The organism is Thauera sp. 28 (assembly GCF_000310145.2).
GTDB lineage: Bacteria > Pseudomonadota > Gammaproteobacteria > Burkholderiales > Rhodocyclaceae > Thauera > Thauera mechernichensis.
In genome coordinates this window covers 1-19,314 of the sequence record NZ_AMXA01000031.1, presented here as the reverse complement: position 1 = coordinate 19,314, position 19,314 = coordinate 1, and the positions used below count along the sequence as shown (strand labels likewise).

Annotated in this window: 14 protein-coding genes and 4 tRNA genes; 4 read left to right on the top strand and 14 right to left on the bottom strand. The window is 64.5% G+C overall.

Going from position 1 to position 19,314, the window contains the following annotated elements:
- Nucleotides 1-103: 103 nt before the first annotated feature.
- From rpoC to C662_RS16415, 13 genes are all read right to left on the bottom strand, one after another.
- Complete coding sequence (gene rpoC, locus C662_RS16475) at nucleotides 104-4,318, bottom strand: DNA-directed RNA polymerase subunit beta' (RefSeq protein WP_002931567.1); 4,215 nt, start codon at nucleotides 4,316-4,318, stop codon at nucleotides 104-106.
- A 77-nt stretch (nucleotides 4,319-4,395) separates the two neighbouring features.
- The gene (rpoB, locus tag C662_RS16470) at nucleotides 4,396-8,529 is read right to left on the bottom strand and encodes a DNA-directed RNA polymerase subunit beta (RefSeq protein WP_002931565.1); all 4,134 of its coding nucleotides are present in this window, start codon (nucleotides 8,527-8,529) and stop codon (nucleotides 4,396-4,398) included.
- Nucleotides 8,530-8,739: 210 nt separating this feature from the next.
- Nucleotides 8,740-9,111: a 50S ribosomal protein L7/L12 gene (rplL, locus tag C662_RS16465; protein WP_002931563.1), complete on the bottom strand. Its 372-nt coding sequence runs from the start codon at nucleotides 9,109-9,111 to the stop codon at nucleotides 8,740-8,742.
- Nucleotides 9,112-9,168: 57 nt separating this feature from the next.
- Nucleotides 9,169-9,672 carry a 50S ribosomal protein L10 gene (rplJ, locus tag C662_RS16460; protein ID WP_002931561.1) on the bottom strand — a complete coding sequence of 168 codons (504 nt, stop codon included), beginning with the start codon at nucleotides 9,670-9,672 and terminating at the stop codon, nucleotides 9,169-9,171.
- Between the two features lie 256 nt (nucleotides 9,673-9,928).
- On the bottom strand, nucleotides 9,929-10,627 hold the full coding sequence (gene rplA, locus C662_RS16455) for a 50S ribosomal protein L1 (RefSeq protein WP_002931559.1): 699 nt from the start codon (nucleotides 10,625-10,627) through the stop codon (nucleotides 9,929-9,931).
- A 2-nt stretch (nucleotides 10,628-10,629) separates the two neighbouring features.
- Nucleotides 10,630-11,061 carry a 50S ribosomal protein L11 gene (gene rplK, locus C662_RS16450; RefSeq protein ID WP_002931554.1) on the bottom strand — a complete coding sequence of 144 codons (432 nt, stop codon included), beginning with the start codon at nucleotides 11,059-11,061 and terminating at the stop codon, nucleotides 10,630-10,632.
- Nucleotides 11,062-11,168: 107 nt separating this feature from the next.
- Nucleotides 11,169-11,702, bottom strand: a complete 534-nt coding sequence (gene nusG / locus C662_RS16445) for a transcription termination/antitermination protein NusG (RefSeq protein ID WP_002931553.1) — start codon at nucleotides 11,700-11,702, stop codon at nucleotides 11,169-11,171.
- A gap of 1 nt (nucleotide 11,703) precedes the next feature.
- Nucleotides 11,704-12,051, bottom strand: coding sequence for a preprotein translocase subunit SecE (secE, locus tag C662_RS16440; protein ID WP_002931551.1), 348 nt, complete (start codon nucleotides 12,049-12,051; stop codon nucleotides 11,704-11,706).
- Between the two features lie 24 nt (nucleotides 12,052-12,075).
- Nucleotides 12,076-12,151: transfer RNA gene (locus C662_RS16435), tRNA-Trp, on the bottom strand.
- Nucleotides 12,152-12,208: 57 nt separating this feature from the next.
- The gene (gene tuf, locus C662_RS16430) at nucleotides 12,209-13,399 is read right to left on the bottom strand and encodes an elongation factor Tu (protein ID WP_002931549.1); all 1,191 of its coding nucleotides are present in this window, start codon (nucleotides 13,397-13,399) and stop codon (nucleotides 12,209-12,211) included.
- An 85-nt stretch (nucleotides 13,400-13,484) separates the two neighbouring features.
- A tRNA-Thr gene (locus C662_RS16425) sits at nucleotides 13,485-13,559 on the bottom strand.
- A 27-nt stretch (nucleotides 13,560-13,586) separates the two neighbouring features.
- Nucleotides 13,587-13,660 (bottom strand) — tRNA-Gly (locus tag C662_RS16420).
- Between the two features lie 88 nt (nucleotides 13,661-13,748).
- A tRNA-Tyr gene (locus C662_RS16415) sits at nucleotides 13,749-13,833 on the bottom strand.
- Nucleotides 13,834-14,013: 180 nt separating this feature from the next.
- Here C662_RS16415 and C662_RS16410 point away from each other — a divergent pair.
- Together C662_RS16410 and C662_RS16405 are read left to right on the top strand one after the other, a co-directional pair.
- Nucleotides 14,014-14,748: a class I SAM-dependent methyltransferase gene (locus tag C662_RS16410; protein WP_002931547.1), complete on the top strand. Its 735-nt coding sequence runs from the start codon at nucleotides 14,014-14,016 to the stop codon at nucleotides 14,746-14,748.
- Between the two features lie 109 nt (nucleotides 14,749-14,857).
- Nucleotides 14,858-15,565 (top strand): hypothetical protein, encoded by a 708-nt coding sequence (locus C662_RS16405; RefSeq protein ID WP_002931545.1) that lies wholly within the window; start codon nucleotides 14,858-14,860, stop codon nucleotides 15,563-15,565.
- A gap of 12 nt (nucleotides 15,566-15,577) precedes the next feature.
- Here C662_RS16405 and C662_RS16400 read toward each other — a convergent pair whose 3' ends face one another.
- The gene (locus C662_RS16400; RefSeq protein WP_002931542.1) at nucleotides 15,578-16,210 is read right to left on the bottom strand and encodes a response regulator transcription factor; all 633 of its coding nucleotides are present in this window, start codon (nucleotides 16,208-16,210) and stop codon (nucleotides 15,578-15,580) included.
- A 285-nt stretch (nucleotides 16,211-16,495) separates the two neighbouring features.
- On the opposite strand from C662_RS16400, the gene C662_RS16395 reads away from it, so the two are divergent.
- Both C662_RS16395 and C662_RS16390 read left to right on the top strand, forming a co-directional pair.
- Nucleotides 16,496-17,422, top strand: coding sequence for an ABC transporter substrate-binding protein (locus tag C662_RS16395; RefSeq protein WP_232433299.1), 927 nt, complete (start codon nucleotides 16,496-16,498; stop codon nucleotides 17,420-17,422).
- Nucleotides 17,419-19,314: hybrid sensor histidine kinase/response regulator (locus tag C662_RS16390; RefSeq protein WP_232433298.1), on the top strand; the 1,896-nt coding region annotated here is incomplete at its 3' end. The genes C662_RS16395 and C662_RS16390, both read left to right, overlap by 4 nt.

Sequence of the window (19,314 nt, the reverse complement as noted above, 5' to 3'; positions counted from 1 at the left end):
CCCACCATGGGCCGCCGCGGGCGGATTATTCCGGCTGCGACTGACTACGATTGGTCAGTCCACAAAAAAGAGGCCGGAGTTTAGTCCGAGGCAGACCGATAAGTCAACTAGCCTCGATGTCCTGCTGCGTTTCCACAACGGTTTCCGCCGGCGCCCACGCATGATCGGCACCCAGATCCATGCCCTGCTCCTGCGCCTTGCGACTGCGATGGTATGCAAGACCGGTACCTGCCGGGATCAGTCGACCGACGATGACGTTCTCCTTCAGGCCGCGCAGCTCGTCGCGCTTGCCCATGATCGCCGCTTCGGTCAGCACGCGCGTGGTTTCCTGGAAGGATGCCGCGGAGATGAACGAGTCGGTCGACAGCGACGCCTTGGTGATACCGAGGAGCACGTTCTCGTAGTGCGCCGGCAACTTGCCCTCGGCCTCGAGGCGATCGTTCTCGTCCAGAACCTCGGAACGCTCGACCTGCTCCTCGCGGATGAAACGGCTATCGCCCGGATCCGTGATGACCACGCGGCGCAGCATCTGGCGAACGATCACCTCGATGTGCTTGTCGTTGATCTTCACGCCCTGCAGTCGGTAAACGTCCTGCACCTCGTCGATGATGTAGCGCGCAAGTTCGTTGATGCCCTGCAGGCGAAGAATGTCGTGGGGATCCGCCGGACCGTCCACGATCAGCTCGCCCTTGTTCACCACCTGACCGTCGTGCACCATGAGGTGCTTGTCCTTCGGGATCAGGAACTCGTGCGAGGTGCCATCCGGCTCGGTGATGACCAGGCGCTGCTTGCCCTTGGTCTCCTTGCCGAAGGACACCGTGCCGGTGTACTCGGCGAGCATGCCGGCATCCTTGGGCGCACGGGCCTCGAAGAGTTCGGCAACGCGCGGCAGACCACCGGTGATGTCGCGGGTCTTTGCCGATTCCTGCGGAATACGGGCAAGAATGTCACCAACGTTGATCTGCTGGCCGTCCTTGACCGTGATCAGCGAGCCGACCTGGAAGGTGATCGCCACCGAATGCTCGGTCCCGGCGATCTTCACTTCTTCGCCATTGCTATCGAGCAGCTTCACCTGCGGGCGCACGCCCTTGGCGGTGCCTGTCGACGAACGCCGCTTGGAGTCGATGACCACCAGAGTCGACAGACCGGTGACCTCGTCGATCTGCTTGGCGACGGTCGCGCCTTCCTCGACGTTCTCGAACTTCACCGTACCGGCGTATTCGGTCACGATCGGGCGGGTGTGCGGGTCCCAGCTCGCCAGCTGCGTGCCGGCCTTGATCGCCTGGCCGTCGTCGACCAGCAGCAAGGCACCGTACGGCAGCTTGTGGCGTTCGCGCTCACGACCGAGGTCATCGGCCACGACCAGCTCGGCCGAACGCGCGATGACGATCTTCTCGCCCTTGGCGTTGGCGACGTAGCGCATGTTGCCGGCGAATCGGATCGAGCCGGCGGACTTGGCCTCCACCCCGCTGGCTGCTGCCGCTCGCGACGCCGCACCGCCGACGTGGAAGGTCCGCATCGTCAGCTGCGTGCCGGGCTCGCCGATCGACTGTGCGGCAATGACGCCGACCGCCTCGCCGGAGTTGACCATGCTGCCGCGACCGAGGTCGCGACCGTAGCACTTCGCGCACAGACCATAGCGGGTCTCGCAGGTCAGCGGCGTGCGCACCTTGACTTCATCGACGCCAAGGCTCTCGATCAGGTCGACTGCATCCTCGTCCAGCAGGCTGCCCGACTCGATCACCGTCTCCTGCGTCTCCGGATTCACCACGTCCTCGGCGCACACGCGGCCGAGGATGCGCTCGCGCAGGGGCTCGACCACCTCGCCACCCTCGATGAGGGCCTTCATGTTGAAGCCTTCGCGGGTGCCGCAGTCGTCCTCGATCACCACCAGATCCTGGGTCACATCGACCAGGCGGCGGGTAAGGTAACCCGAGTTCGCGGTCTTCAGCGCGGTATCGGCCAGACCCTTACGGGCGCCGTGCGTCGAGATGAAGTACTGCAGAACGTTGAGGCCTTCACGGAAGTTCGTCGTGATCGGCGTCTCGATGATCGAGCCGTCCGGCTTGGCCATCAGGCCGCGCATGCCGGCAAGCTGGCGGATCTGGGCAGCGGAACCACGGGCACCCGAGTCGGCCATCATGTAGATCGAGTTGAACGACTCCTGGCGGACGGTCTTGCCCTCGCGGTTGACCACCTCTTCGGAACCGAGCTGCTCCATCATCGCCTTGGCGACCTGGTCGCCACAACGGCCCCAGATATCCACGACCTTGTTGTAGCGCTCGCCATCGGTGACGAGGCCGGAGGTGTACTGCTGCGCAATCTCCTTCACCTCGGCCTCGGCGGCACGGATCAGGTCGTGCTTCGCGTTGGGCACAAGCATGTCCTTGACCGCGATCGACAGGCCGGCGCGGGTAGCCAGGCCGTAGCCGAACTGCATCAGCTTGTCGGCGAAGATCACGGTGGCACGCAGGCCGCAACGGCGGAACGAGGCGTTGATGAGCTTGGAGATCTCCTTCTTCTTGAGCGCCTTGTCGATCACGCTGAAGGGCAGACCCGCAGGCAGGATCTCGGACAGGATGGCGCGGCCGGCGGTCGTGTCGTGGCGAACGATCCGCTCGATGCGCTCACCGTTCGGGCCCAGGTCGGCTTCCTTCAGGCGTACCGTGATGCGCGCATGGAGCGCGATCTGGCCGGACTCGTAGGCACGCTTCACTTCCGACACGTCGGTGAAGATCATGCCCTCGCCCGGCACGTTCACGCCTTCGCGGGTCGCGTAGTACAGGCCCAGCACGATGTCCTGCGACGGCACGATGATCGGCTCGCCGTTGGCCGGCGACAGCACGTTGTTGGAGGCCAGCATCAGGGTGCGGGCTTCCATCTGTGCTTCCAGCGACAGCGGAACGTGGACGGCCATCTGGTCGCCGTCGAAGTCGGCGTTGAAGGCGACGCAGACGAGCGGGTGGAGCTGGATCGCCTTGCCTTCGATCAGCACCGGCTCGAAAGCCTGGATGCCGAGGCGGTGCAGCGTCGGAGCGCGGTTCAGCATGACCGGGTGTTCGCGGATCACCTCTTCGAGGATGTCCCACACCACCGGCTCCTGCGACTCCACCATCTTCTTGGCCTGCTTGATGGTCGTGGCCAGCCCCATCAGCTCGAGCTTGTTGAAGATGAAGGGCTTGAACAGCTCGAGCGCCATCAGCTTGGGCAGACCGCACTGATGCAGCTTGAGCTGCGGACCCACGGTAATCACCGAACGGCCGGAGTAGTCGACACGCTTGCCGAGCAGGTTCTGACGGAAGCGGCCGCCCTTGCCCTTGATCATGTCGGCCAGCGACTTGAGCGGACGCTTGTTGGCGCCGGTCATCGCCTTGCCGCGACGGCCGTTGTCGAGCAGCGAGTCGACCGACTCCTGCAGCATGCGCTTCTCGTTGCGCACGATGATGTCGGGCGCCTTGAGCTCGAGCAGACGCTTGAGACGGTTGTTACGGTTGATGACGCGACGATAGAGGTCGTTGAGGTCGGAGGTGGCGAAGCGACCACCGTCCAGCGGCACCAGCGGACGCAGGTCGGGGGGCAGCACCGGCAGCACCTCGAGCACCATCCACTCGGGCTTGATGCCGGACTGCTGGAAGGCCTCGAGCACCTTCAGGCGCTTCGAGAACTTCTTGATCTTGGCTTCCGAGTTGGTCGTCTCCAGGTCGCCGCGCAGCTTCTCGACCTCGAGGTTGATGTCCAGGCTGCGCAGCAGCGCGGCCACACCCTCGGCGCCCATCACGGCGTCGAACTCGTCACCGTACTCTTCGACCTTCGACAGGTAGTCGTCCTCGGTGAGCAGCTGACCACGGTTGAGCGGGGTCATGCCAGGCTCGACGACGACGAAGGCCTCGAAATAGAGCACGCGCTCGATGTCGCGCAGGGTCATGTCGAGCACCATGCCGAGACGGCTCGGCAGGCTCTTCAGGAACCAGATGTGGGCGACCGGCGAGGCCAGTTCGATGTGGCCCATGCGCTCACGGCGGACCTTGGACAAGGTCACTTCCACGCCGCACTTCTCGCAGATCACGCCACGGTGCTTGAGCCGCTTGTACTTGCCGCACAGGCACTCGTAGTCCTTGACCGGGCCAAAGATCTTGGCGCAGAACAGGCCGTCACGCTCCGGCTTGAACGTACGGTAGTTGATGGTCTCGGGTTTCTTGACTTCCCCATAGGACCAGGACCGGATCTTGTCCGGGGACGCGAGACCGATGGTGATCGCGTCGAACTCTTCCTCGTTCGGCAGGGTTTGCTTGAACAGGTCAGCGAGCAGGCTCTTCATTGTTCACTCCATCCGGGACGCAGCCGGCTCGACTGCGTCCCCGGGATTCAATCGCGGGCGGGTTGTTTGGTAAGGGATCAGCTGCGGTCGAGATCGATGTCGATCGCGAGCGAACGGATTTCCTTCACCAGCACGTTGAAGGACTCCGGCATGCCGGAATCGATCTTGTGCTCGCCCTTGACGATGTTTTCGTACACCTTGGTCCGGCCGGTCACGTCATCGGACTTGACCGTCAGCATTTCCTGCAGCGTGTAGGCCGCGCCGTAAGCTTCCAGCGCCCACACTTCCATCTCACCGAAGCGCTGGCCACCGAACTGCGCCTTGCCGCCCAGCGGCTGCTGGGTAACGAGCGAGTACGGACCGGTCGAACGTGCGTGCATCTTGTCGTCGACCAGGTGGTGCAGCTTGAGCACGTGCTTGTAGCCCACCGTCACCTTACGCTCGAAGGCTTCGCCGGTACGGCCGTCATACAGGGTGACCTGGCCACCGGTCGGCAGACCGGCGAGCTCGAGCATCTGGCGGATCTCTTCCTCCTTGGCGCCATCGAACACCGGCGTCGCGAAGGGCACACCCTTCTTCAGGTTGGTTGCGAGCTCACGCACGGCGCCGTCGTCGAGTTCGTCGAGCTGCTCGGGACGACCGCTGTCGTTGTAGATCTGCTCGAGGAAACCACGCAGCTCCGTCGCCGAGGCCTGCGCCTGCAGCATGCGGTCGATCTGCTGACCAAGGCCCTTCGCTGCCCAACCCAGGTGGGTCTCGAGGATCTGGCCGATGTTCATCCGCGACGGCACGCCGAGCGGGTTGAGCACGATGTCCAGCGGAGTGCCGTCTTCCATGTACGGCATGTCCTCGACCGGAACGATCTTCGACACCACGCCCTTGTTACCGTGGCGGCCTGCCATCTTGTCGCCCGGCTGCAGGCGGCGCTTGACGGCCAGGTAGACCTTCACCATCTTCTGCACGCCCGGGGGCAGCTCATCGCCCTGGGTGAGCTTCTTCTTCTTGATCTCGAAGGCCTGCTCGAAGTCCTTGCGGGTGGTCTCGAGACCCTCGCGCACTGCTTCGAGCTGCACCGCCAGCGCCTCGTCGGCAAGGCGGATGTCGAACCAGTGATAGGGCTCGAGGCCATCGAGATAGGCGTCATTGAGCTCGCTGCCCTTGGCCAGTTTCTTCGGACCGCCATTGGCGACCTGACCGAGGATCATGCGGCGGATACGCGCGAAGGCGTCACGCTCGACGATGCGCATCTGGTCGGCGAGATCGGTCTTGAAGCTGCGCAGCTGGTCGTCGATGATCGACTGCGCGCGCTTGTCGCGCTCGATGCCCTCGCGGGTGAAGACCTGAACGTCGATCACGGTGCCGACCATGCCCGAGGGCACGCGCAGCGAGGTGTCCTTCACGTCGGACGCCTTCTCGCCGAAGATCGCGCGCAGCAGCTTCTCTTCCGGCGTCAGCTGGGTCTCGCCCTTGGGCGTGACCTTGCCGACCAGCACGTCACCGGCCTCGACCTCGGCGCCGATGTACACGATGCCCGATTCGTCCAGGCGCGACAGTTGCGCCTCGCCCAGCGACGCGATGTCGCGGGTGATCTCCTCGGGTCCGAGCTTGGTGTCACGAGCGACGACGGTGAGCTCCTCGACGTGGATCGAGGTGAAGCGGTCGTCGGCGACCACGCGCTCGGAGATGAGGATCGAGTCCTCGAAGTTATAGCCGTTCCAGGGCATGAAGCCGACCAGCATGTTCTGGCCGAGCGCGAGTTCGCCGAGGTCGGTCGATGCGCCGTCGGCGATCACATCGCCCTTGCCCAGCACATCGCCCACCTTCACCACCGGACGCTGGTTGATGTTGGTGTTCTGGTTGGAACGGGTGTACTTGATCATGTTGTAGATATCGACACCCACTTCACCCGGCAGGGTCTCGGCATCGTGAACGCGGATCACGATCCGGTTCGCATCGACATAATCCACCACGCCACCACGACGGGCCTGCACGGCGGTACCCGAGTCGACCGCAACACGGCGCTCGATACCGGTGCCGACCAGCGGCTTCTCCGGGCGCAGGCAGGGCACGGCCTGGCGCTGCATGTTGGCGCCCATCAGCGCGCGGTTCGCATCGTCGTGCTCGAGGAAGGGAATCAGCGACGCTGCCACCGACACGATCTGCCCCGGCGCCACGTCCATGTACTGCACCATGTCCGAGGTCGCAAGCAGGAACTCGCCCTTGTGGCGGCAGGACACGAGGTCGCCCGCCAGCATGCCGGCTTCGTCGATCTCGGCGTTCGCCTGCGCGATCACGTACTGGCCCTCCTCGATCGCCGACAGGAAATCGATCTGGTCCGTGACCTTGCCGTCGTTGACCTTGCGGTAGGGGGTCTCGAGGAAACCGTGGCGGTTGGTGCGCGCGTACACGGCGAGCGAGTTGATCAGACCGATGTTCGGACCTTCCGGCGTCTCGATCGGGCACACGCGGCCATAGTGCGTCGGGTGCACGTCGCGCACCTCGAAGCCGGCGCGCTCGCGCGTCAGACCGCCGGGGCCGAGTGCGGAGACGCGACGCTTGTGCGTGATCTCGGACAGCGGGTTGGTCTGGTCCATGAACTGCGACAGCTGGCTGGAGCCGAAGAACTCCTTGATCGCCGCCGAAATCGGCTTGGCGTTGATCAGGTCGTGCGGCATCAGATTGTCGGACTCAGCTTGCGACAGGCGCTCCTTGACCGCACGCTCGACGCGCACGAGACCGGCGCGGAACTGGTTCTCGGCCAGCTCGCCCACCGAACGCACGCGGCGGTTGCCGAGGTGGTCGATGTCGTCGATTTCGCCACGGCCGTTACGCAGCTCGACCAGCACGCCGACCACCGCAAGGATGTCGTCGTTGGTGAGCACACCCGGGCCATCCTCGCCCTGCGCGCCAACGCGCTCGTAGAAGCGCTTGATCCAGCCCGGCGCCTTGTCGTCGATCTTCTCCGGGTAGGCGCGGCGATTGAACTTCATGCGGCCGACCGAGGACAGGTCGTAGCGCTCCTCGGCATAGAACAAGCCCTGGAACAGCCCCTCGACGGCGTCCTCGGTGGGCGGCTCGCCCGGGCGCATCATGCGGTAGATCGCAACCTTCGCAGCCCACTGGTCGGCGGTCTCGTCGATGCGCAGGGTCTGCGAAATGTAACCGCCGCGATCGAGATCATTGATGTAGAGCGTGCTTAGCGCCGTGACGCCAGCCAGGCGGAACTTGTCGAGCAGGTCCTCGGTGATCTCGTCATTGGCGCGCGCGAGCACCTCTCCGGTCTCCGGATCGGCGACGTTCGTGGACACGACGCGGCCAAGCAGGAAATCGTCCGGCACCGCCATCGTCCTGACGCCGGCCTGGTCGATCTCGCGAATGTGCTTGGAAGTGATGCGCTTGTCACGCGCGACGATGATCCGGCCATCGGCAGTGGTGATATCGAAACGGGCCACCTCGCCACGCAGGCGCTCGGCCACCAGCTCGAACTGCGCGCCCTCACCCTGCAGGTGGAAGGTATCGGTATCGTGGAAAGTGGCGAGAATCTCTTCGGGCGTCATGCCGATCGCCCGCAGCAGGATCGTCACCGGCATCTTGCGTCGACGGTCAACACGGAAGTACAGGAAGTCCTTCGGGTCGAACTCGAAGTCCAGCCACGATCCGCGGTAGGGAATGATGCGTGCCGAGAACAGCAGCTTGCCCGACGAGTGCGTCTTGCCGCGGTCGTGCTCGAAGAACACGCCGGGCGAGCGGTGCAGCTGGGAAACGATGACGCGTTCGGTACCGTTGATCACGAAGGAGCCGGTATCCGTCATGAGCGGGATCTCGCCCATGTAGACTTCCTGCTCCTTGACCTCCTTGATCGTCTCCTTGGGCGCTTCGCGATCCATGATCACCAGGCGCACGCGCGCGCGCAGCGGCGACGCGAAGGTCAGGCCGCGCTGCTGGCACTCGGTCACATCGAAGGCGGGCTCGCCGAGCATGTACTGCACGTACTCGAGACGGGCGTTGCCGCTGTGGCTCGAGATCGGGAAGATCGACGTGAATGCGGCCTGCAGACCCTGGTTCCGCCGCACGTCGGGCGGCGTGTCGGCCTGCAGGAACTCGGCAAACGACTCGATCTGGGTGGCGAGCAGGAAAGGCGCATCGAGCACGGCCGCGCGCTTGGCGAAGCTCTTGCGGATACGTTTCTTTTCGGTGTAGGAATACGCCATGGATGCTCCGGCTAGAGGGCTAACATCGGAAAGACAGGACACAACGTTCGGCTGCTTCCTGCACGCTGCGGTATGACTGCACGCGTGCGCGGAGATTCGGCAAACGCTCTGGCCTGGCATCGTTGATCGCAGAATATTCCGCGATCTCGATTACAAAGCACGAAAGGGCCGGCACTCCGAAGAGTGCCAGCCCCGCTGGGTCATCGAGTATTACTTGATCTCGACCTTGGCGCCAGCTTCTTCCAGCTGCTTCTTCAGCGCTTCGGCGTCAGCCTTCGGAGCGCCTTCCTTCACGGTCTTCGGCGCGCCGTCGACCACATCCTTCGCTTCCTTCAGGCCCAGGCCGGTCGCAGCACGCACGACCTTGATGACCTCAACCTTCTTGGCGCCGGCTTCGAGCAGAACGACGTCGAATTCGGTCTTCTCTTCAACCGGGGCAGCGGCGGCGGCACCCGGGGCAGCGACGGCCAGCGAGGCAGCGGACACGCCGAACTTCTCTTCGAACGCCTTGACCAGGTCGTTCAGTTCCATCACGGTCATGCCGGCAACGGCTTCCAGGATGTCTTCTTTGCTGATTGCCATTTCAAATAACTCCAGAATCGATTTTTTTCAGAAAACTTTCGTAGCGGAACACACGACTCAAGCAGCGGCGCCTTCTTCCTCGCGCTTCTTGGCGAGGGCGGCCAGCGCGCCAGCAAAGCCGGAAACCGGCGCCTGCATGACACCCAGCAGCTTGGCGAGCAGCTCTTCGCGGCTCGGGATCGAAGCGAGCGCCTGCACACCGGCCTGGTCGAGCGTGTCGCCCGCATAGGAACCGGCCTTCAGGACGATCTTGTCGTTACCCTTGGCGAAATCGTTCAACACCTTCGCAGCAGCAACCGGATCTTGCGAGATGCCGTAGATCAACGGCCCGGTCAGCTGGTCGGCGAGGCCCTCGAACGGCGTGCCGGCAATGGCACGACGCACCAGGGTGTTCTTCAGCACGCGCAGGTAAACGCCAGATTCGCGGGCCTTTGCGCGCAGCACGGTGAGGTCACCCACCGCAATGCCGCGATACTCGGCCACCGCGATCGTCTGAGCGTTGGCCACTTGTGCCGACACCTCAGCCACTACGGCTTTCTTGTCATCGAGATTGAGACCCACAGGCCTTTCCTCCTTTCAAGTCCACACGCGGAACGCACATCGCGCTCCGCACCCACGGCGACCTGGATCAGGAGCACGGCCGGCTTGCCGGCCAAATCCTGTTCTGAGCACACCGTCTGCGCAGGCCATCTTCATGCTTAAGCGCGGCCTCTCGGCATACGCACCTGCGGTCTTTGACGATCCGCAACCGCCCACGGGCGGCAACGGCTCAAAGTTCTTGCGAGCGGCTGCACTCCGGTGCAGCCGCTCGCGGCAATCAGGCAGCGGTGACGCTGGCCGTCTCGACACGCACGCCGGCACCCATGGTGCTCGACACGGCGATACGACGCAGGTAGACACCCTTGGCAGCAGCCGGCTTGGCCTTCACGAGCGCCTCGACGAATGCGGCAAGGTTCTGCTGCAGCGCTTCGACCTCGAAGGACGCACGACCGATGGTCGCGTGCACCAGGCCACCCTTGTCGGTACGGTACTGAACCTGACCGGCCTTGGCGTTCTTGACCGCAGTCGCCACGTCCATGGTGACGGTGCCAACCTTCGGGTTCGGCATCAGGCCACGCGGACCGAGGATCTGACCGAGCTGACCGACCACGCGCATGGCGTCGGGCGTCGCGATGCAGACGTCGAAGTCGAGGTTGCCGGCCTTGACCTGCTCGGCGAGATCGTCAAAACCGACGACTTCGGCACCGGCTGCGCGCGCAGCCTCGGCCTTGTCACCCTGGGCGAACACGGCGACGCGCACGCTCTTGCCGGTACCGGCGGGCAGCACGACCGAGCCGCGGACGACCTGGTCCGACTTACGTGCATCGACACCGAGGTTCACGGCGATATCGATCGACTCGTCGAACTTGGCGGTTGCGCACTCCTTGACCAGACGCAGGGCGTCGGCCACCGAATAAGCCTGGTTGCGGTCAACCTTCGCGCGCAGCGCCTGAACTCGCTTGGACAGTTTCGCCATGATTACAGGCCCTCCACGGTGATGCCCATGCTGCGGGCGGAGCCGGCGATGGTGCGCACGGCAGCTTCGAGGTCGCCAGCGGTCAGGTCGGGCTGTTTGGCCTTGGCAATCTCTTCAACCTGGGCGCGGGTCACCTTGCCCACCTTGTCGGTGTGCGGCTTCGGCGAGCCCTTCTGGATACCTGCAGCCTTCTTGATCAGGATCGTCGCCGGCGGCGTCTTCATGATGAAGGTGAAGGACTTGTCGGCGAAGGCAGTGATCACCACCGGAATCGGCAGACCGGGCTCCATGCCCTGGGTCTTGGCGTTGAACGCCTTGCAGAACTCCATGATGTTCAGGCCGCGCTGACCAAGCGCCGGACCGATCGGGGGGCTGGGGTTGGCCTTACCGGCCGGAACCTGCAGCTTGATGTAACCAATGATTTTCTTTGCCATTGAGGCTTGCTCCTGTGATGAGTGCTAGCGCACCGGGCAGCCGCCCGACGCTCCTCGCATCGCCCGCGTGAACGGGCTACGGCAGGCCCGCGGGCCCGCCTTTACGCTCAAGTCTTCTCGACCTGCGCGAAATCCAGCTCGACTGGCGTGGCGCGACCAAAAATGGTCACTGACACACGCAGCTTGTTCTTCTCGTAGTTGGCATCCTCGACCGAGCCATGGAAGTCGGTAAACGGACCTTCCTTGACGCGCACGACTTCGCCGATCTCGAACAGCACCTTCGGACGAGGCTTCTCCACCCCTTCCTGCATCTGCTGCATGATCTTCGCGACCTCCTTCTCGGAGATCGGCGCAGGCTTGTTCGCCGTACCACCGACGAAACCGGTGACTTTCGGCGTCGACTTGACCAAATGCCAGGTCTCGTCGTTCATTTCCATCTCGACGAGAACATAACCCGGGAAGAACTTGCGTTCGGTCACGGTCTTCTGACCGTTGCGCATCTCGATCACTTCCTCGACCGGCACCAGAATCTGGCCAAAGCCATCCTGCATGCCGGCGCGATTGATGCGCTCGATCAGCGCGCGCTGCACGGACTTCTCGAAGCCCGAGTAGGCGTGAACCACATACCAACGCTTCGTCATATCACTTCCAACCCAGAACGAGATCGTAGAGAACCCATTCCAGGGTCTTGTCGGTCAGCCACAGGAAGATCGCCATGACCACCACGAAGGCAAACACCAGACCAGTGGTCTGCATGGTTTCCTTGCGGCTGGGCCAGACGACTTTCTTGACTTCGGTGATCGATTCACGCGCAAAGCCGATGAAACGCTGCCCCTGCTCCGAAAAGGAGGCGACTGCGACACCAGCACCAAAACCGACCAGCACCGACAGCACGCGCAGCACGAGCGGCTGCTCGGAAAGCAGATAGAAGCCGACCACGCCGGCTGCCAACAGTGCCAGCGCCAGCGCGAATTTCAACTTATCGGCCATTGCGGATAACCACCCGAGAAAATATGGCAGGGGCAGAGGGAATCGAACCCCCAACCTTCGGTTTTGGAGACCGACGCTCTGCCAGTTGAGCTATACCCCTGCAGCAGACACTGCAAAGCGCACCCAGGCGGGTGCGCTTTCTGGCAATTACGAGTAATTACTCGATGATCTTGGCAACCACGCCGGCGCCGACGGTACGACCGCCTTCACGGATGGCGAAGCGCAGACCTTCTTCCATGGCGATCGGGGCGATCAGCTTGACGGTGATCGACACGTTGTCGCCCGGCATGACCATCTCGGTGCCCTCGGGCAGCTCGATCGAACCGGTCACGTCCGTGGTACGGAAGTAGAACTGCGGACGGTAGTTGTTGAAGAACGGGGTGTGACGACCACCCTCTTCCTTCGACAGCACATACACTTCGCCCGTGAAGTGCGTGTGCGGCTTGATCGAACCCGGCTTGCACAGCACCTGGCCACGCTCGACGTCTTCACGCTTGGTGCCGCGCAGCAGCACGCCAACGTTGTCGCCGGCCTGACCCTGGTCGAGCAGCTTGCGGAACATTTCAACGCCGGTGCAGGTAGTCTTGACCGTGGCCTTGATGCCGACGATCTCGATTTCCTCGCCAACCTTGACGATGCCACGCTCGACACGACCGGTCACCACGGTGCCACGACCCGAGATCGAGAACACGTCTTCGATCGGCAGCAGGAAGGGCTTGTCGATGGCGCGCTCGGGCGTCGGGATGTACGAGTCCAGCGCATCGGCCAGCGCCAGGATTGCCGGCTCGCCGATCGGCGACTGGTCGCCTTCGAGCGCCTTCAGCGCCGAACCCTTGACGATGGGAATGTCGTCGCCCGGGAAGTCGTACTTCGACAGCAGCTCGCGCACTTCCATCTCGACCAGCTCGAGCAGCTCTTCGTCGTCGACCATGTCGCACTTGTTCAGGAAGACGATGATGTACGGCACGCCAACCTGACGGGCCAGCAGGATGTGCTCGCGCGTCTGCGGCATCGGGCCGTCAGCGGCCGAGCACACCAGGATCGCGCCGTCCATCTGGGCAGCACCGGTAATCATGTTCTTGACGTAGTCGGCGTGGCCCGGGCAGTCAACGTGCGCGTAGTGGCGAGCAGCGGTTTCGTACTCGACGTGCGCGGTGTTGATGGTGATGCCGCGCGCCTTTTCTTCGGGCGCCGCGTCGATCTGGTCATAGGCCTTCGCCTCACCACCGAACTTCTTCGACAGAATCGTGGTGATCGCAGCGGTCAGCGTGGTCTTGCCGTGGTCAACGTGGCCAATCGTGCCAACGTTCACGTGCGGCTTCGTCCGCTCAAACTTACCCTTAGCCATATCGCTATCCTTAAAATCAGAACCAGAAAAACCAGTGCGGCAGCCAACAATATTGGCCGCCGCGCCAGGCCAGGCAGAAAATGAGTGGTGCCCTTGACGTGGATTGAACACGTGGCCTCTCCCTTACCAAGGGAGTGCTCTACCACTGAGCTACAAGGGCTCCGAAACAGTACAAACGCAGCACATCTGGAGCGGGTGAAGGGAATCGAACCCTCGTCATAAGCTTGGAAGGCTTCTGCTCTACCATTGAGCTACACCCGCACTTACCACGCCGCAGCAAGCTGCAATCGATTCACTACAACCACTTGTGTTGATCAGGACAGAACTTCACCTGGCAACACGATGCATCTGGTGGAGGGAGAAGGATTCGAACCTTCGAAGGCTGAGCCGTCAGATTTACAGTCTGATCCCGTTGACCGCTTGGGTATCCCTCCGTCGGGAAGCCCCGCACTATAGTGCTCACCCCACGAAGTGTCAAACACTTTCTGAAATTTTTTTACCCCAGGCCAGCCCACCCGATCTCTGCGGGCTATGATCCGCGCTCCACCGCCCGCTACCGGGCGCTCACCCAGCCTGCGATCGTGCCCTTCCCCATCAGACACGCACCAGCCCTAATGGCCCTCGTCGCCCAGCTGGCCGGCTGCGCCGGTGCCTACGTCCTTGCCCGGACTGGACTGGTCACCGGCCTGTGGCCGCTGGTGCTGTCCCAGGCCGGCATCGCCGCGCTGGCCTCGGGCATGCTCGGCAGTGCGCGCTGGTGGCTGCTCATCCACCTGCTCTTCCTGCCGATGGCCGTCATGGCGCATCGATTCGCCCTCGATCCCGCCTGGTATCTCGCCGCATTCGTCGCACTGCTGCTGATCTACTGGACCAGCTTCCGGACGCAGGTGCCGCTCTATCTGAGCAATGCCGCCACCGCAGCGGCCGTGCTGCGCCTGCTGCCCGATGAACCTGCACGCGTGCTCGACATTGGCGCCGGTACCGGCACACTGCTGCGGCCGCTTGCGCGTACACGACCCGACTGCAGCTTCGTCGGCGTCGAGCTCGCACCAGCCCCCTGGCTGCTCGGCAGGGCGCTGTGTGCGGGCATCCCCAACGTCACGCTTGAACGCAGCGACCTCTTCGCACACTCATGGGCGCACTACGACGTCGTGTACGCCTTCCTGTCCCCTGTTCCGATGGCGGCGGTATGGCACAAGGCCTGCGCCGAGATGCGCCCGGGCAGCCTGCTGGTGAGCAACAGCTTCCCGGTGCCCGATTGCGAGGCGGACTTCGTCATCGACGTCGACGACCGGCGGCGCACGCGACTGCATGCCTACCGGATCAGCAGCCGCCCACATGCCTCTTAGGCGGAAATGGGGGTACTAAAGCATGCTTTTTCCGGGCTCGGGGGCTGACAGGCGGGCCGATAATCCTGCTCATCCCTTCGCGGGTACTCCGAGTTCAGGATGGACATTCATGGCTGAGATCATTTGCGTCATCGGCAACAAGGGCGGCACAGGCAAGACCACGCTTTCGCACATGCTGTGCCAGGGCCTCGGGCTGCTGGGCCAACGCGCCGCCTGCGTGCTTACAGACACATCGCGCGAACCCCTCGTACCCACCGGCCGCCGCTATGTGATCGCCGACGCACGCACACGCGACGCACTCACGAAGGTCGTCGACAAGCTACGCGGGCTCGAGGACTGGATCGGAGTCATCGACGGCGGCGGCAACCGCACGGAGATGGACCGCAAGCTCTACGCCCTGTCCGACATCGTGCTGCTGCCCTTCCGCGAATCGCACGAGGACATCCGCACCGTCGCGCGCGACCTCGAGATGTTTCCGCGCGCCTACGCGGTGCCCACGCAGTGGCCGCACAATGCCTGGCAACGCGAGGCTGCGGACCGCAGCGTGGCGCAGCTCATGGGCGCCTACAAGCATCGCATCCTGCGCCCGGTCAACGCGCTCTCTTCATCCAAGCTGCTGTTGCAGAAGCAGATCCCCGAGCAGTTGCCGACCCCGCTTGCCAATGCATGCCGCGCAATCGCGCGCCAGGTGCTCGAAGTCCTGGAAATCGACTTCGTTGACGACACCGGACTCTACGATCTCGAACAAGCATCCGAGCAACTGCCTGCTGCCGACATGCCGCTGCGCCTCGCGCACAGCGACCGCCGCTCGCACTGAACGCAGTCGACGCTAGAGGCGCGTTCCGCTGCGGGCGATCGCCACCAGCGCCTGCGCCCGATTGACCACCCCCAGAGCGCGGAAGATGGCTGTCATGTGCACCTTGACCGTCCCTTCGGACAGGCCCAGCGAGTCGGCGATCTCCCGGTTCGTAGACCCATTCGCGAGCAACTCGAGCACCCTCGCCTGAGCCGTGGTGAGGCCATATTGTTCTGCCAGCGGGCGGGCGCGCCTGGGCGTCGGCGCCGCCGGCGCGAACCGGGGCGGCGTGGGCACGCCGCCGTCGAGCACCTCGCGCACGGCTTGCAGCAGCGTGTCGCCGGAACTCGATTTCGACACGAAACCCGACGCCCCTGCCTTCATGGCGCGACGGACGGACGCCTCGTCATCCATCGCCGACACGACGATGGCCGGCATGTCCGGAAAGCGCTTGCCGAGGATCGCAAGCAGGGAGAACCCGCTCATTTCCGGCAGCATCAGGTCGACAACCGCCAGGTCCACACTGCCCTCCGCATCCAGGCACGCGAGCGCCTCGTCCGCACTGCCCGCCTCGATACAGCGCACACCGGCTCCAAGCCTGCCCAATCCCTGCACCATCGCTTCGCGCACCAGCGCATGGTCTTCCACAATCAGGATCGCAGTCACTTTCCACCCCACACCAAGCGTTACGCCGGCCACGGCCAAGGGCGCCGAGGATAGCACGCCGCATACCGGCAAACCCTATGCCGAACGCGAGAAACGGAGGACAATCGAAAGCTTGCCACCCTACCTGCACAGCCGTCGCCGCACCATGACAGTTTGCCTCAACGCCCCGTCCTGCCCGCGGCACGTGACACCTGCCGCGGGCTCCGAAGGCGGGCGACGATGACGCAAGGCGCAACTCCAGGCGGCTGCGCCATTGATTCCATTCGCATTGTCGGGCGCCCGCTGATGACGAGCGTCGTCGTTGCCGCGCTTGTCGTGTGCAGCCTGCTGCTATCGGCGCCTGGCTTCGCCGCGGGGCGCATCCTCGTGATCTCGAGCGGCAACGAAGGCATCCACGCGGAAACGCTCGCCGCCCTGCGGCGCACGCTGGCGGCTGCGCCTGCCGCCGTCGACATCGAGACCCGCCTCTCCACCGCCGACAGCCCCGCCGAAGCGCTCCCGCCAGCCGACCTGGTGATCACGATCGGCAGCCGCGCCGCGCAGACTGCGACCGCGCTCGACCCACCCGCCCCGCTGCTTCACGTCCTGCTGTCCCAGCAGGCATTCGCAGCCTTGCCGGCACGCCCCAGCATGCTGCCGCGCACGGCCATCGTCCTCGACCAACCTGTCGAACGCCAGCTTGGCCTCGTCCGGCTCGCACTCCCCGACTACGATCGCATCGCCCTCATCGCCAGCCCCGACAGCGCACAACTCGCGAAGGCTATCGAACAAGGCGCCCAGGCGCATGCGCTCTCGGTATCCAGCGCCGTGATCGAGGACGACCGTGGTCTCTACACCGCATTGCGCACGACGATGGCCGAACCCGCCGTCCTCATCACCGTGCCGGACCCCCGCATCTATCACATGCACACTGCACACAACGTGCTGCTGACCGCCTTCAGACTGCGCTCGCCCGTACTCGGCTACTCGGCTGCCTTCGTGCGCGCGGGCGCGGTCATTGGCCTGTACACGACCCCGGACCAGGTCGGCACCGAAGCCGCCACCCTGGCCCTGCACACGCTTGCCGGCGCAGCGCTGCCACCGCCTGCCAGGCCTGGCCTGTACGAAGTCGAAGTCAACACCACCGTCGCACGCTCCCTGGGGCTCGACCTGCCAAGTGCCGAGGCCCTGCTCCGCGGACTGAAAGCCATCGAAGCGCGCAATGTGCCATGATGAAGCGAATGCGCAACTGGGGCGTACGCGCCCGCGTCACCTTCGTCGCCCTGATGCCGACGATCGTGCTCGCCACCTTGATGACCGCCACCCACGTCAGCCTGCGGCTGGCGGACCTCGACGAAGCCCTGCTCGCCCGCGCGCAAGCCCACGCCCGCCAACTCGCGGCCGGAAGCGAGTACGCCGTCTTCTCGGGCGACCTGCAATCACTGCAACAGCTGGGCAACGCCCTGCTCACCGCCGATGACGTGCTCGGCGTCGCGATCCTGGCCGCGGACGGCAGGCTGTTGGCCACAGCGGGCAAACCGGCCACCGAATGGCCGCTGGCGCCGGCCGCGCCGGCCCCCTTGATCCATCACAATGGCGCTGGACGCTGGCTGCGCATCGTAGAACCGATCGCCTCGAGTGCGCTGCCCGCTACCGGTGGCATCACCAGCCTGGAGCTCGAACCGGGTAACGCCAGCAGCTGGCAACCACCCCCGATGGGCACGGTCGTGGTCGACCTCTCGCTCGAACGCCTGCAGAAGCGCCAGATCGAACTCCTGTGGATCGGTGCCGGCTGGCTCCTTGTCGTTGCCCTCGGCAGCCTGCTCCTCGTGCGCAGCATGAGCCGCAGCGTCACCGGGCCAATCCGCAGCGTGGCCGAGACGGTGCAGCGCATTGGCCAGGGCCGGCTGCACGAACGGGTACCCGTACAGGGCGGTGGCAGCCTGCGCAGGCTTGCAGAGGGCGTCAATGAGATGGCCGAACGGCTGGCCAACGTGCATGCATCCATGTCACAGCGCATCGATGACGCCACCGCACAATTGCGCGCACGCAAGGAAGAGGCCGAGCGCGCCAACCTCGCGAAGTCGCGTTTCCTCGCCGCCGCCAGCCACGACTTGCGCCAGCCATTGCATGCGCTGGGGCTGTTCCTCTCCGAACTCCAGCAGCAGGGCCTGGATCAACGCAGCCGGCGGATCACCGAGCGCATCTCGGCGTCGGCAGAGGCCATGGAAAGCCTGCTCGACAGCCTGCTCGACATTTCCCGCCTCGACGCCGGGGTGCTCAACCCCGCCCCCACGCACTTCGACCTCCATGCCTGCCTCGAACGCATCGCACACGGCTATTCGGCCGCAGCTCAGGCACGCGGCCTGCGACTGCGCCTGCACTGCCCGCCGTGCCGTGCCCACACCGACCCCCACCTGCTCGAGCGCATCGTCTCCAACCTGGTCAGCAATGCCATCCGCTACACCGAACAAGGCAGCGTACTGATCGCCTGCCGCCGACGCGGCACCCGCCTGCGCATCGAAATCCGCGACAGCGGACGAGGGATCGCAGCGGATGAGCAGCACATCATCTTTCAGGAGTTCGTCCAGCTCGACAACCCGGAACGCGCGCGCGACAAGGGCCTCGGCCTCGGCCTGGCGATCGTACGCCGGCTGACCGACCTGCTCGGGCTCGTGGTCGAATTGCGCTCCGCCCCCGGCCGCGGATCGGTATTCGCCATCGAGGTCCCTGCGGGCACCGCAGCGGAAGCCACCCGGGCGCATGACGACGCCCGCGCACTCGGCCGCCTCGACGGCCTTGTCGTGCTGCTCGTGAGTGAGGACGTCCCCGCCGAGCGCACCCTGACCGATCTGCTGACGCACTGGGGCTGCGACATGATCACCGCACGCCGCGCGGACGACGCACACGCCCTCATCAACGACGGCGTCGGGCCCAACCTGCTTCTGGTCGACCTCGATGGCGCCGCCAACGGCCTCCAACTGGTCTCCGACATCCGCACCCGCCCCGGCCTCGAGGCGCTCCCAGCCGTGCTGTTGGGCACGGCAGCCCCCGCCGAGACCCTCGCCCGCATCCAGGCCGAAGGCGCGCAGTTCCTGCACAAGCCGGTACGCCCGGCGCGCCTG